This window comes from Nocardiopsis changdeensis (assembly GCF_018316655.1).
Classification (GTDB): domain Bacteria; phylum Actinomycetota; class Actinomycetes; order Streptosporangiales; family Streptosporangiaceae; genus Nocardiopsis; species Nocardiopsis changdeensis.
This window is the reverse complement of record NZ_CP074133.1, coordinates 5,095,010-5,108,800: the sequence shown is the minus strand read 5'-3', so window position 1 is coordinate 5,108,800 and position 13,791 is coordinate 5,095,010. Positions and strand designations below refer to the sequence as shown.

The window sequence follows — 13,791 nt, the reverse complement described above, 5'->3', positions numbered from 1 at the left end:
GGAGAGCACATGACGACGACCAGGACGGACACCCGCCGCTCCGGCAAGCGCAAGGCGCCCGCGCCGCGGCGCGCCGCCGCACGCCCGGCGGCACCCCCGGCCGAACGCGCGCCCGCACGGGGATCGGCCGCCGCGGCACGCGCGCGCGCACCCAGGATCCCGTTCGTCCTGCTCATCCTGTGCCTGCTCGGCGGCGCCCTGGTCAGCCTCCTGCTGCTGCGCGGCGTCATCGCCCAGGAGGCGTTCGCCATCTCCAGCCTCCAGACCCAGAACCGCGAGCTGTCCTACGAGGAGCAGAGCCTGCGGGGCACCGTCGCCCACCTGGAGACCTCCGAGCGCATCGCGGAGGAGGCCGAGGGCATGGGCATGGAGCAGGGAGACGCGCCCCGGTTCCTGGACCCCGGCAGCGGTGAGGTCACCGGGGACGCCGCCACCGACGGCGGGAGCACCGGTTGAGCACTCCCCGACGCCCCCGCGACCCCCGCAGGCCCGGCGGTACCGGGAAGTCCGGATCCCGCCCGGCCCGCAGCACCTCGCAGAACGGCTCCCCGCGCGGCGGCGCGCGGGGCTCCAAGGCCGAGGGCGGGCCCCCGCGCGAGGCGCGCACCGCGCCCACCGAGCGCAGGCGCCGCCGCCCGGCACCGCCCGCGCCCCCGCCGCTGCTGCGCCGCACCTTCCGGCGGGGCGCCCCGGGCAAGCGCATCCGGATCGGCGGCGCCCTGGTCCTGGCCGTCCTGGTGCTGTTCGCCGGGCGCCTGGTCCAGATCCAGGGCTTCGAGGCGGAGCAGTACGCCGAGGCCGCCTCCGAGCTGCGCCTGCAGACCATCGACATCCCGACCCTGCGGGGCGCGATCACCGACGCCGACGGCGACCCGTTCGCGCTGTCCATGGAGGTGCGCACCGTCTTCGTCGACCCGGAGGAGGTCCGCGAGGACGAGCGCGACCGGCTCGTCGACGAACTCGTGACGCGCTTCGACCTCGACGAGGAGGAGGTCGCCGCCAAGGTCGACGCCAAGCCCAGCCGCTACCAGGTGGTCGCCCGCAAGGTGCCGCCCGGCGACTGGCAGGAGCTGCGCGACCTGGAGCTGCGCGGCGTGGGCGCCGAGGTCGACTACGAGCGCGTCTACCCGGAGGAGACCGGCGCCGCCGACCTGGTCGGCTTCGTCGGCAGCGAGGGCCACGGCCTGGAGGGCCTGGAGGCCTACATGGACGGGGTGCTCGCCGGCGAGGCGGGCGAGCGCCAGGTCGAGGTGGGCGTGGACGGCACCCAGATCCCCATGGCGGGCGGTGTGGCCAGGGACCCCGTGCCGGGCCAGGACGTGCGCCTGACCCTGGACCGGGACGTGCAGTGGTACGTCGCCCAGACGCTGGCGGCCCGGGTGGAGGAGCTCGACGCCGACGGCGGCAGCGCCATCGTCATGGTCCCCGACACCGGCGAGATCATCGCGATGGCCGACTACCCGACCTACTCGCCCACGGACATCGCCGCCAGCGGGCCCGAGCAGTGGTCCAACGGCGCGGTCGCCGAGACCTTCGAGCCCGGCAGCACCAACAAGGTCATCACCATCGGCGCCGCGCTGGAGGAGGGGCTGACCACCCCGGAGACGGTCTACACCGTCCCCTACGCCCTGCGGTACTACGACCAGACCTTCCGCAACTCCAGCAACCACGGCACCCAGCGCCTCACGGTCAACGGCATCATGGCCCAGTCCAGCAACGTCGGCACCATCAAGGTCGCCGACCAGGTGGGCGCCGGGGTGCTGCACCGCTACATGACCGAGTTCGGGCTCGGCCAGCCCACCGGCCTGGCCCTGCCCGGCGAGGAGACCGGGATCCTCACCGACCCCGAGGACTGGTGGGGCACCCAGCTCCCGTCGGTGTCCATCGGCCACAGCGTCACCGTGAACGCCGCCCAGATGGCGTCGGTGTACGCCACCGTCGCCAACGGCGGCGTCCGGGTGGAGCCGAGCGTGGTCGCCGGGACCGTCGACACCGAGGGCAACTTCACCCCCGCCGACGAGCCCGAGCGCACCCGCGTCATCAGCGAGGAGACCGCCGAGCGCCTGGCGCTCATGCTGGAGGCGGTCACCAGCGACGAGGGCACCGCGCCCCAGGCCCGCATCGACGGCTACCGGGTGGCGGGCAAGACCGGGACCGCCAACCGGGTCAACCCCGAGACCGGGAGCTACGAGGGCGGCGGGTACACCTCGACGTTCGCCGGGTTCGCGCCCGCCGACGCGCCCGAGGTCGTCGTCCAGGTGGTCCTGCACAACCCGCAGGGGACCTACTACGGCGGCGAGGCGGCCGGCCCGGCGTTCAACGACATCATGTCGTTCGCGCTCAAGACCCTGAAGGTCCCGCCGACCGACACCGACCCGCCCGCCATCCGCCTCTTCGAGGAAGAGGAGGGCGGCGGCTAGGGCCGTCCTCTCCGGCCTCCGCTGCGCCGCGGCCCGCCCGTCGAGAAGGTCCCCGACGGGCGGGCCGCGGCTCCACCGCCGTGCCCGGCGCCCCCCGGGGACGCCCGACGCCTCCTACGGGCCTTCGGAACCCCGCGGGGCGCCCCCGCCGTGCAGATGCCGCCGCACCGACCGGATGTGCTCCGGTCCGGTGCGGCAGCACCCGCCCACCAGTACCGCGCCCGCCCGGTGCCACCGCACCGCCTCGGCGCCGAACTCCTCCGGCTCCGACACGCCGGTCCAGCGCCGCGCCCGGGCGTCCCACACCTCGCCGGAGTTGGGGTAGGCCACCGCGGGGAACCCGGCCGCCGCCACCGCCCGGACCAGGTCCGGCACGAACCGCGGAGCCGTGCAGTTCACCCCCACCGCCACCAGCCGCCCCGCCGCACCGGAGGCCGCCAGTTCCGCGGCCAGCCCCCGCACCGGGGTCCCGTCGCCCAGCCGCTCCCCGTCCCGGCAGGACAGGCTCAGCCACGCCCGCACCCCCGGCGTCTCCCCGACCAGCCGCGCCAGCGCCCGCGCCTCCGCCGCCGACGGCACCGTCTCGCAGGCCAGCAGGTCCGCACCGGCGTCGGCCAGCACCCGCCACCGCTCCCGGTGCCAGGCGTACAGGCCGTCCTCGTCCAGGTCGTAGGCGCCGGTGTACTCCGAGCCGTCCGCCAGGGCCGCGCCGTAGGGCCCCACCCCGGCCGCCACCAGCCCCGAACCGAACGCGTCGCGCTCGGCCCGGGCCAGCTCCACCGAACGGCGCACCAGCCCCAGCGCCTCCGGCCGCGACCACCCCCGGGCCACCAGCGCCGGAACGCCCGCCTGGTAGCCCGCGGCCGTCGCCACCTCCGCGCCCGCCTCGAAGTAGGCGCGGTGCACCCGCCGGATCGCGTCGGGGTCCTCGGCCAGCAGCCGCGCCGACCACAGCCCGCCCGACAGGTCGTACCCGTACTCCTCCAACAGCGTCGCCAGCCCGCCGTCCAGCACCACCGGTGGCCCCCCGGCCACCGCCTGCGCCACCCGGTCCATCCGCCCCACCCCCGCCCACCACGGTATTCGGGTGCGACGGGATCCGTCCCGCACCAGCGTGGAAATTACCGGCCGGTCCGCTCGAACGGTTACCCTCCACACGTGCCACCGGTAATGCGACCTGAACATACGCCCCTGCGTCCCCTGTCCGACCTCGTGCCGCTGCTCGGCCCGGACGCCGTCCTGCTGCGCCCGGACCTGGCCCCGGACCACCCGGTCCCGGCCCGCGAGGTCCAGGTGCGCGGCATCACCCACGACTCGCGCCAGGCGGGCCCGGGAGACCTGTACGCGGCCCTGCCCGGGACCCGGGTCCACGGCGCCGAGTTCGCCGAGCAGGTCGCCCTGGCGGGGGCCGCCGCCGTCCTCACCGACCCCGAGGGCGCCGACCGGGCCGCCGCCACGGGACTGCCGACCCTGGTCGTCCCCGACGTGCGCGCCGCCCTGGGCACCGTCGCCTCCTGGGTCTTCAAGAACCCCTCCGAAGACCTGCTGCTCATCGGCACCACCGGCACCAGCGGCAAGACCACCGTCTCCTACCTGGTGGAGTCGGGCCTGCGCCGCGCGGGGATGGGCACCGGCCTCATCGGCACCGTCGAGATGCGGGTGGGCGACGAGCGCGTCGCCTCCTCCCTCACCACCCCCGAGGCCACCGACCTGCACGGCCTGTTCGCCCTCATGCGCGAACAGGGCGTCACCGGCGCCGCCATGGAGGTCTCCAGCCACGCCCTGGCCCTGGGCCGGGTCGGCGGCGCCCGCTTCGACGTCGCGGTCTTCACCAACCTGTCCCAGGACCACCTGGACTTCCACAGCGACCTGCGCGAGTACTTCGAGACCAAGGCCCGCCTGTTCACGCCGGAGTACTGCGACATCGCCGTCGTCAACGCCGACGACCGCTTCGGCCGCGCCCTCGTGGACATGGTGCAGGGCGAGGGCAAGGTGCCCGTCACCACCTTCGGCGTCGAGGGGTACTCCGACGCCGACCCCGAGACCGCCCTGGAGGCGGACTGGAACGCCGTGGACGTGCGCCTGGGCGCCGCCGGCAGCACCTTCCGCATCGTCGGCCCCGGCGGGATGGAGGCGCAGGCCTCCGTCGGCCTGCCCGGGCCCTTCAACGTCTCCAACGCCATGGCCGCCGTCGTCGGCCTGGTCGAGGCCGGGCTGCCCCTGGAGACCGCCATCGAGGGCGTCGCCGCCGCCCCCGGCGTTCCCGGCCGCATGGAGAAGGTCGTCGCGCGCGAGGTCCCCGCGTCCTTCCAGGACTTCACCGCCCTGGTCGACTACTCCCACAAACCCGGCGCCGTCGAGGCCGTCCTGACCTCGGTCCGCTCCATCGCCGAGGGCGGCGTCACCGTCGTCCTGGGCTGCGGCGGCGACCGCGACCGCGCCAAGCGCCCCCTCATGGGGGAGGCCGCGGCCCGCCTCGCCGACCAGGTCGTCATCACCAACGACAACCCGCGCTCGGAGGACCCCGTCGCCATCGCCGCCGCGATGCTGGAGGGCGTCACCCGCGTCCCCGAGGACGAGCGCGCGCGCGTCACCGTCGAACTCGACCGCGCCGACGCCATCCGCCTGGCCGTCGCCCGCGCCCGGGCCGGCGACGTCATCGTCGTCGCGGGCAAGGGCCACGAGACCGGCCAGTACGTCAAGGGCGAGGTCCTGCCCTTCGACGACCGCGAGGTGCTGCGCGCCGCCATCGAGGAGCACCTGTCCGTGGACGTCCGCGAACGCCTGGGCGTCGCCCTGCTGGACGTCCACAAACCCACCGGCGGCGGCTGAGGACACGCCGGCGGACCCGCCCCGTGCGCTCCGCGCACGGGGCGCGCCCCAGGGTCACGAAGTGGCGGATATTGCCGTGCACAGGCCCTGCCGGGACCCCGGACACCCCAACATGTTCTAAGGTGGGTGCGGCAATCGCAGCCCGAACACCCGCCGCCCACCGGTGGCGCCATGGACGTGGTCGCCCCCGTCACCACCGCTGTGGGACCCGGCGCGGCACCGCGTGCGCGCCCGCCCGCGGTGCCATCCCCCGACCCGAGTCCTTTGGCCGGGTGGCCTCACGTCATCCCGTGGTCGCCGCGGGTCGGGCCTGACCTGAGGAGTGGATTTGATCGCGCTCACGCTCGATCGGATCGCCGATATCACCGGAACCGCCCTCGGCGGAGCAGCCGGCCCGGACACCACCGTCGACGGACCCGTCGTGGTCGACTCGCGGCTGGTGGAACCCGGCTCCCTGTTCGTCGCCCTGAGCGGCGAGCGGGTCGACGGACACGACTACGCGCGGGCCGCGGTCGAGGCGGGGGCGGCCGCCGCCCTGGTCTCCCGCCCCGTCGACGCGCCCCACCTGCTGGTGGAGGGCGGCGACGACGAGGTCGTCGAGGCGCTGGCCCGGCTCGCCCGGTACGCCGCCGACACCCTCGCCGCCCCCTCCCGCGGCGCCGACGCGGCGGAGATCATCGGGGTCACCGGCTCTTCCGGCAAGACCACCACCAAGGACCTCATCGCCCAGGTCGTCGGGCGCCTGGGCGCCACCGTCGCGCCCGCCGGCTCGTTCAACAACGAGATCGGCCACCCCCTCACCGTGCTGCGCGCCGACACCGGCACCCGCCACCTGGTGCTGGAGGTCGCCGCCCGCGGCATCGGGCACATCGCCCACCTGTGCCGCGTGGCCCCGCCCCGCATCGGCGTCGTCCTCAACGTCGGCAGCGCCCACATGGGGGAGTTCGGCGACCGCGAGGCCATCGCCAAGGCCAAGGGCGAGCTCGTCGAGTCGCTGCCCGCGGCCGGCGGCCCCCGCGGCGGTGTGGCGATCCTCAACTCCGACGACCCCCGGGTGAAGGCCATGGCCGCGCGCACGACCGCGCGCACCGTGTTCTACGGCACCGGCGAGGACGCCGAGGTGCGCGCCACCGACATCGTCATCGGCGAGACCGGCGCCGCCTCCTTCACCCTGAACGCGGACGGCGCGACGGCCCCGGTGGAGCTCGCCCTCGTCGGCGCCCACCAGGTGCACAACGCCCTGGCGACCGCCGCCGTCGCCCGCGAGCTCGGCATGGACCTCCCCGGCATCGCCGCCGCCCTGGGCGCGGCCACCCCGGTCAGCCGCTGGCGGATGGAGGTCACCGAGCACGACGGTGTCACCCTCGTCAACGACGCCTACAACGCCAACCCCGAGTCCATGCGGGCCGCACTGACCACCCTGGGCGCACTCGCCCGGGGCCGCCGACCCATCGCCGTCCTGGGCCACATGGCCGAACTCGGCGACGGGGGACGCATCGAACACGAGAAGATCGGCGAACTCGCCGCCGCTACCGGCGTCTCCCACCTGATCGTGGTCGGAGATCAGGCCGAAGGGATCGCGGCCGGGGCCGAGCGCACCGGCCGAGAGGGACTGTGGGCGGGCGAGACCGTCCGGGTCGCGGACGCCTCGGCGGCCGCCACGGCCCTGCGCGCACGGATGCGCGCGGGAGACGTCGTCATTGTGAAGGGATCACGGGTGGCAGCACTCGAAAAGGTTATCGACCTCATCACCGAAGGTGATGCCCGGTGATCGGCATCTCCATAGCGGCCGCGCTGTCGCTGATCGTCTCCATGGCGCTGATGCCGCCGCTGATCAAACTCCTGTACCGCTTCAAGTTCGGCCAGGAGGTCCGCGACGACGGCCCCGAGGGCCACAAGACCAAGCAGGGCACGCCCACCATGGGCGGCATCGTCATCATCCTCGGCGCGGTGATCGGCTACTTCGGCTCCCACCTGGTGCTGGCGCTGGTGCAGCCCTCCGCCACCGGGCCCACGGCCTCCGGCCTGCTGGTGATGTTCCTGTTCGTCGGGATGGGCTGCGTCGGCTTCCTGGACGACTTCATCAAGATCTACAAGCGCCGCAGCCTGGGACTGCGCAGCGGCGCCAAGATGGTCGGCCAGGCCGTGGTCGGCGTCGGCTTCGCCTACGGCGTCACCATGTTCCCCAACGGCTACGGCTACACCCCCGCCGCCCCCAGCCTGTCCTTCCTCCGGGACTTCGGCCCCCCGCTGATGATCGGCCTGTTCGTCATCTGGGCGCTGTTCCTCATCGTCGGGTTCTCCAACGCCGTCAACCTCACCGACGGCCTCGACGGCCTGGCCACCGGCGCCACCATCCTGTCGCTGGTCGCCTACGTGATCATCGGCAACTGGCAGCTGCGCCAGTCCTGCGTGTCCTACCTGTCGAGCAACTGCTACACGGTCCGCGACCCCCTGGACCTGGCCGTCGTGGCCTCGGCCGTGCTCGGCTCCTGCATCGCCTTCCTCTGGTTCAACGCCCCGCCCGCCAAGGTCTTCATGGGCGACACCGGCTCCCTGGCCCTGGGCGGCCTCATCGTGGGCCTGGCCATCACCACCCGCACCCAGCTCCTGCTGCTGCTCATCGGCGGCCTGTTCGTCATCATCACCATGTCCGTGATGATCCAGATCACGTCGTTCCGCCTCACCGGCAAGCGCGTGTTCCGCATGGCGCCGCTGCAGCACCACTTCGAGCTCAAGGGCTGGGCCGAACCGACCATCGTCATCCGCTTCTGGATCATCCAGGGGCTGTTCGTGGCGGTCGCCATCGGCCTGTTCTACCTCGAATGGATGCCGAGGTAACCCCGGATGTCCCACCACTCCACCACTTCCACCCCCTTCACCGGCCTGCGGGTCTGCGTCGCCGGCCTGGGCGTCTCCGGACCGCCCGCGGTCCGGCTCCTGCTGGAGCACGGCGCCCGCGTCACCGTGGTCGACGGGCGTGACGACGACACCGTCCGCCCGGTCGCGGCCGAGCTCTCCGCCGCCGGGGCCGAGGTCGTCCTGGGCGCCACCCCGCTGCCCGAGGAGTGCGACCTCGTCGTCACCTCGCCCGGCTGGCGCCCCGACTCCCCTCTCCTGGCCGCCGCGGCCGAGGCCGGCATCGAGGTCATCGGCGACGTCGAACTGGCGTGGCGGATCAAGCCCGCCGACCAGCTGTGGCTGGCGGTCACCGGCACCAACGGCAAGACCACCACGGTGCGCATGCTGGAGGCGATGCTGCGGGCCGACGGCCGCGACGCGCTCGCCGTCGGCAACGTCGGCACCCCCGTGATCGACGCGGTCCGCCCCGACGCGGACGGCCATTACCCCCGGGTGCTGGCCGTGGAGCTGTCCAGCTTCCAGCTGCACTGGTCCTCCAGCCTGCGCCCGCACGCCGCGGCGGTCCTCAACGTCGCCCCCGACCACCTGGACTGGCACGGCGGCCTGGAGCCCTACGCCCGGGCCAAGGGCATGGTGTTCGCCCCCGGCACCCTCCGGGTCGTCAACCTCGCCGACCCCTGGTCGGTGCGCCTGGCCGAGGAGGACGGCGACCCGCACACCCCGCTGGTCGGCTTCGGCCTGGGGACCCCGCGCCCGGGCGAGCTCGGCGTCGTCGAGGACCTGCTGGTGGACCGGGCCTTCGTCGACGACCCGGTGACCAGCGCCGAGGAGCTGGCCGCCCTGGCCGACGTACGCCCGCCCGCCCCGCACAACGTCGCCAACGCCCTGGCCGCGGCGGCGCTGGCCCGCTCCATCGGGGTCGCCCCGGCCTCCGTCAGGGCCGGACTGGCGGCGTTCGCCCCCGAGCCGCACCGGATCGCCCACGTGGCCACGGTGTCCGGGGTCGACTACGTCGACGACTCCAAGGCCACCAACCCGCACGCCGCCGCCGCCTCCCTGGGCGCCTACGACACGGTGGTGTGGATCGCCGGCGGCCTGCTCAAGGGCGCCGACGTGGACGAGCTGGTGGCCGCGGCCGCCGGCCGGCTGCGCGGCGCGGTGCTCATCGGCGCCGACCGCGCCCGGCTGCGCGAGGCCCTGGACGCGCACGCCCCCGACCTCCCGGTCGTGGAGATCGAGGGCCCGGCCCCCGGTGCCCCCGAGGGCCACACCGTCATGGACGCGGTCGTCGCCGCGGCCGCGGACATGGCCAGGGAGGGCGACACCGTCCTGCTGGCCCCGGCCGCGGCGTCCATGGACATGTTCGCCAACTACCCCGAGCGCGGACGCCTGTTCGCCGAAGCGGTCCGCCGCCTGGGCTGACCACCCCGATCGCCGCCCCTGCGTGACCGAGCGCGCACGGGCGGTGATCGGTGTGCGCGGTGCCACCCCCTTCCGCGCCGAAGATGGCCAACACGCGGGAAATGTCCACGGTTCCCGCCCCGCCGTTCGCCACTATTGAGGCGCGCAGGTGCGGAGGGTGGGTGCGGATGGCGACGACGACGATCCCCGGGGTGGCCCGGACCCGGGGGACGACGGTGACCGAGGGGCGCGAGCGTGCCCTGTGGCGGGAGTGGATCGGGGCGCTGGACCGGCCCCTGACCTCCTACTACCTGATCCTGGGAACGGCGGTGCTGCTCATCGCCCTGGGACTGGTGATGGTGCTCTCCTCCACGATGGTCAAGTCCATCAGCGAGACGGGGTCGTCCTTCTCCCTCTTCCAGAAGCAGCTGGTGTCGGCCGCGATCGGCCTGCCGCTGATGATCCTCGCCTCCCACCTGCCCCAGCAGGTGTTCCGGCTGGTCGGCTACCCCGCCATGATCGTCTCGGCCGCGCTGCTGCTCCTCACCGTCTTCCAGGGCGTGGAGGTCAACGGCGCCACCCGCTGGCTCGACATCGGCGGCCTGATCGTGCAGCCCTCCGAGCCCGCCAAGCTCGCCTTCGTCCTGTGGGGCGCCGGCATCCTGGCCCGCAAGGACGAGCTCAACGAACTCACCGAGTGGCGGCACCTGCTCTTCCCGCTGCTGCCCGGCTGCGGGCTGCTCGTCCTGCTCGTGCTGCTCGGCTCCAACCTGTCCACCGCCCTGGTGTTCCTGGTCACCTTCCTCGGGCTGCTGTGGGTGATCGGCGCGCCCGGCAAGCTCTTCGTCGCCATGTTCGGCCTCGTCCTGGGCCTGGCCGTCATCGCCATCGCCATCGAGCCCTACCGGATGGCCCGCGTCACCGCGCTGTTCGACCCCACCGCCGACCCGCTGGGCGACAACATGCAGTCGCTCCACGGGCTCTACGCCCTGGGCACCGGCGGCATCCTGGGCGTCGGCATCGGCGCCAGCCGCGAGAAGTGGGGCTTCCTGCCCTTCGCCGAGTCCGACTTCGTGTTCGCCATCATCGGCGAGGAGTTCGGCCTCATCGGCACCCTGCTCCTCCTGGCGCTCTTCGGCGTCCTGGGCTACGCCGGGCTGCGCGTGGCCTCCCGGGTCAAGGAGCCCTTCCCCCGCCTGGCCGCCTTCGCCATCGTGACCTGGATCATGGGCCAGACCATGATCAACATCGGCGCCGTCATCGGGCTGCTCCCCGTGACCGGCGTCCCGCTGCCCCTGGTGTCGTACGGGGGTTCGTCGCTGATCACCACCATGGTCGCCCTGGGCGTCCTGCTGTCCCTGGCCAAGACCGAGCCCCAGGCGCAGCGGGCCCTGGCGGCCCGGGGTCCCGGTTGGGTGGAAAGGGCTCTAAGCTGGCTGGGCCTGGAGAACACCACCGCCACGGCCGCCGGCCGCGGGGGCGGCCTGCCCTCCGGGCGCGCCGCCACGGCGCGGAGCCCGCGCACGAAGGCTCCGCGGGGCGGCAGGACCAAGCCCACGTACGACAGCGGACCGATCCCGTCCGGGGACCGGTCGAGGAGGAATCGGCGACGATGAGGGTAGCCCTCGCCGGAGGCGGCACGGCCGGGCATATCGAGCCCGCGCTCTCCCTTGCGGACGCGCTGCGGCGCATCGACCCCAACACGGAGATCCTCTGCCTGGGCACCGAGCGGGGACTGGAGACCCGCCTCGTGCCCATGCGCGGATACGAGCTGGGCCTGATCCCGGCCGTCCCCCTGCCCCGCAAGCTCACCCCGCAGCTGCTCAGCGTCCCCGGCAAGCTCGCCGGGGCCCTCAGCGCCGCGGGCGACCACCTGGACCGGCTCCAGGCCGACGTCATCGTCGGCTTCGGCGGCTACGTCGCCACCCCCGGCTACCTGGCGGCCCGGCGGCGGCGCGTGCCCATCGTCGTCCACGAGGCCAACCCCCTGCCCGGGCTGGCCAACCGCCTGGGCGCCCGGCTGACCCCCCACGTCTTCACCGGGCACCCCCACACCCAGATCCGCAACGGCCGGTTCGTCGGCATCCCGCTCCGCCAACAGATCACCACCCTGGACCGGCTGGCCATGGGCGACAAGGCCCGCACCTACTTCGGCCTGCGCCCGGACCTGCCCACCCTGCTGATCTTCGGCGGCTCCCAGGGCGCCCAGCGCATCAACGAGACCGCCTTCGCCGCCCGTAACGCCTTCCGCGACCACGGCGTCCAGGTCCTGCACGTCGTCGGCCCCAAGAACGCCGACGAGCCCCAGGACCTCACCCAGGACGGCATCCCCTACGTCGCCGTCCCCTACGTCGACCGCATGGACATGGCCTACGCCGCCGCGGACGTGGCCATGTGCCGCTCCGGTGCGCTGACCTGCGCCGAGCTCACCGCCGTCGGCCTGCCCGGCGCGTTCGTGCCGCTGGCCATCGGCAACGGCGAGCAGGCCCTCAACGCCGAGCCCGTCGTCCAGGCGGGCGGCGGCCTCATGGTGAACAACGCCGACGTCTCCGTCGAGTGGATCACCGGCACGCTCATCCCGCTGCTCACCGACACCGACCGGGTCGTCGCCATGTCCGAGGCCGCCGCCCGCATGGGCCGCCGCGACGCCGACATGGAACTGGCCCGCGAGGTCATGGCCGTCGCCCGCGGCGACCGCCCCGCGCCGGAGGTGCCCGTCGCCGAGGACGACGGCGACGACGCCTACTACGACGACGGGAAGGACGCCCGATGAGCCTGGTGCGACCGACCGACCCCGTCCCCGTCGACAAGCTGGGACGCACCCACTTCATCGGCCTGGGCGGCGCCGGTATGTCCGGCATCGCCCGGGTGCTGCTCCAGTCCGGCGTCGAGGTCTCGGGCAGCGACGCCCGCGACAGCGACACCCTGCGCGAGCTGGAGGAGATGGGCGCCCGCGTCCACGTCGGCCACGCCGCCGAGCACCTCGGCGACGCCGAGACCGTCGTCGTCTCCTCCGCCGTCCGGGAGACCAACCCCGAGCTCGCCGAGGCCCACCGCCGCGGCCTGCGCATCCTGCCCCGGGCCGCCGCCCTGGGCGCCCTGCTGCTGGGCCGCGAGGGCGTCGCCATCGCCGGGACCCACGGCAAGACCACCACCACCTCGATGGTCACCGTCGTCCTACAGCACCTGGGCGTCGACCCCGGCTACGTCATCGGCGGCAAGCTGGTCACCACCGGCCTGGGCGCCGACGCCGGCATCGGCGGCCCCATCGCCGTGGAGGCCGACGAGAGCGACGGCTCCTTCCTCATGCTCTCCCCGAAGGTCGCCGTGGTCACCAACGTCGAGGCCGACCACCTGGACAACTACAGCGGCATCGAGGAGATCCACGCCAACTTCGACGCCTTCGTCGACCGCGTGGAGCGCACCCTCATCGTCGGCATCGACGACGAGGGCGCCCGCCGGGTCGCCCGGACCGCGCGCGAGCGCGGCAAGAAGGTCCTCACCTACGGCGAGGCCCCCGAGGCCGACTACCGGATCACCCGGATCCGCCCCCGCGGGTTCACCACCGAGTTCACCCTCGCGACCGCCGAAGGCGAGATCGAGGGCACCGTCGCGGTCCCCGGCCGCCACAACGTGCTCAACGCCGCCGCCGCGGTCGCCGTCGCCGACGAGCTCGGCCACGACCTGGAGGTCGCGGTCGAGGGCATCGCCGACTTCGGCGGCGCCGCCCGCCGCTTCGAGCCCAAGGGCGCGGCCGGGGGAGTGGGCGTCTACGACAGCTACGCCCACCACCCCACCGAGCTCGACGCCGACCTGCGCGCCACCCGCGCCGCCCTGGAGTCGTTCGCCGAAGAGGCGCGCGAGGCCGGGGAGGAGCAGGCGCCGGGCCGCATCATCGCCGTCTTCCAGCCCCACCTGTTCAGCCGCACCCGGATCTTCGCCGAGGAGTTCGGGGCCGCCCTCACCCTGGCCGACGAGGTCGTGGTGCTGGAGATCTACGCCGCCCGAGAGGACCCCGAACCCGGGGTCACCGCCGAACTGATCACCTCCGAGGTGGGCCACGACCGGGTGCACTACGTCCCCGGGCGCGCCGACGCCGTCCGCCTGGCCGCCGAGCTGGCGCGTCCGGGCGACATCGTCCTGACGATGGGCGCCGGCGACGTCACCGAGCTGGGCCCGCTCATCGTGGACCGGCTCGCCGAGGCCGCCGACGTGGAGGAGGTGGCCGAGTCCCTCGGCCACGGCGGCGGACGGGACCGGGACTGACGTCGGAGGA

At 74.0% G+C, this 13,791-nt stretch carries 10 protein-coding genes; 9 read left to right on the top strand and 1 reads right to left on the bottom strand.

Going from position 1 to position 13,791, the window contains the following annotated elements; translation table 11 throughout:
- Positions 1–9 precede the first annotated feature (9 nt).
- Positions 10–456: a cell division protein FtsL gene (ftsL, locus tag KGD84_RS23225; protein WP_220562509.1), complete on the top strand. Its 447-nt coding sequence runs from the start codon at positions 10–12 to the stop codon at positions 454–456.
- Positions 453–2,420, top strand: coding sequence for a peptidoglycan D,D-transpeptidase FtsI family protein (locus tag KGD84_RS23220; protein WP_220562508.1), 1,968 nt, complete (start codon positions 453–455; stop codon positions 2,418–2,420). Before ftsL ends, KGD84_RS23220 begins: the two co-directional genes overlap by 4 nt.
- Before the next feature lie 114 nt (positions 2,421–2,534).
- Here the strand turns inward: KGD84_RS23220 and mmuM are convergent, their stop codons facing one another.
- Positions 2,535–3,476, bottom strand: a complete 942-nt coding sequence (gene mmuM / locus KGD84_RS23215; RefSeq protein ID WP_220562507.1) for a homocysteine S-methyltransferase — start codon at positions 3,474–3,476, stop codon at positions 2,535–2,537.
- A gap of 114 nt (positions 3,477–3,590) precedes the next feature.
- On the opposite strand from mmuM, the gene KGD84_RS23210 reads away from it, so the two are divergent.
- The 7 genes from KGD84_RS23210 (at position 3,591) to murC (ending at position 13,781) form a co-directional block, all read left to right on the top strand.
- Positions 3,591–5,252, top strand: coding sequence for a UDP-N-acetylmuramoyl-L-alanyl-D-glutamate--2,6-diaminopimelate ligase (locus KGD84_RS23210; protein WP_220562506.1), 1,662 nt, complete (start codon positions 3,591–3,593; stop codon positions 5,250–5,252).
- A 328-nt stretch (positions 5,253–5,580) separates the two neighbouring features.
- Positions 5,581–7,023: a UDP-N-acetylmuramoyl-tripeptide--D-alanyl-D-alanine ligase gene (locus tag KGD84_RS23205; RefSeq protein WP_220562505.1), complete on the top strand. Its 1,443-nt coding sequence runs from the start codon at positions 5,581–5,583 to the stop codon at positions 7,021–7,023.
- Positions 7,020–8,093, top strand: a complete 1,074-nt coding sequence (mraY, locus tag KGD84_RS23200) for a phospho-N-acetylmuramoyl-pentapeptide-transferase (RefSeq protein WP_220562504.1) — start codon at positions 7,020–7,022, stop codon at positions 8,091–8,093. The genes KGD84_RS23205 and mraY overlap by 4 nt, the downstream gene beginning before the upstream one ends.
- A 6-nt stretch (positions 8,094–8,099) precedes the next feature.
- Positions 8,100–9,536, top strand: a complete 1,437-nt coding sequence (gene murD / locus KGD84_RS23195) for a UDP-N-acetylmuramoyl-L-alanine--D-glutamate ligase (RefSeq protein ID WP_220562503.1) — start codon at positions 8,100–8,102, stop codon at positions 9,534–9,536.
- A 167-nt stretch (positions 9,537–9,703) separates the two neighbouring features.
- The gene (gene ftsW, locus KGD84_RS23190) at positions 9,704–11,131 is read left to right on the top strand and encodes a putative lipid II flippase FtsW (RefSeq protein ID WP_220562502.1); all 1,428 of its coding nucleotides are present in this window, start codon (positions 9,704–9,706) and stop codon (positions 11,129–11,131) included.
- A complete protein-coding gene (gene murG, locus KGD84_RS23185; RefSeq protein ID WP_220562501.1) occupies positions 11,128–12,288 on the top strand; it encodes an undecaprenyldiphospho-muramoylpentapeptide beta-N-acetylglucosaminyltransferase in 1,161 nt (386 codons plus the stop codon). The genes ftsW and murG overlap by 4 nt, the downstream gene beginning before the upstream one ends.
- Positions 12,285–13,781: a UDP-N-acetylmuramate--L-alanine ligase gene (gene murC, locus KGD84_RS23180; RefSeq protein WP_220562500.1), complete on the top strand. Its 1,497-nt coding sequence runs from the start codon at positions 12,285–12,287 to the stop codon at positions 13,779–13,781. Before murG ends, murC begins: the two co-directional genes overlap by 4 nt.
- Positions 13,782–13,791 lie beyond the last annotated feature (10 nt).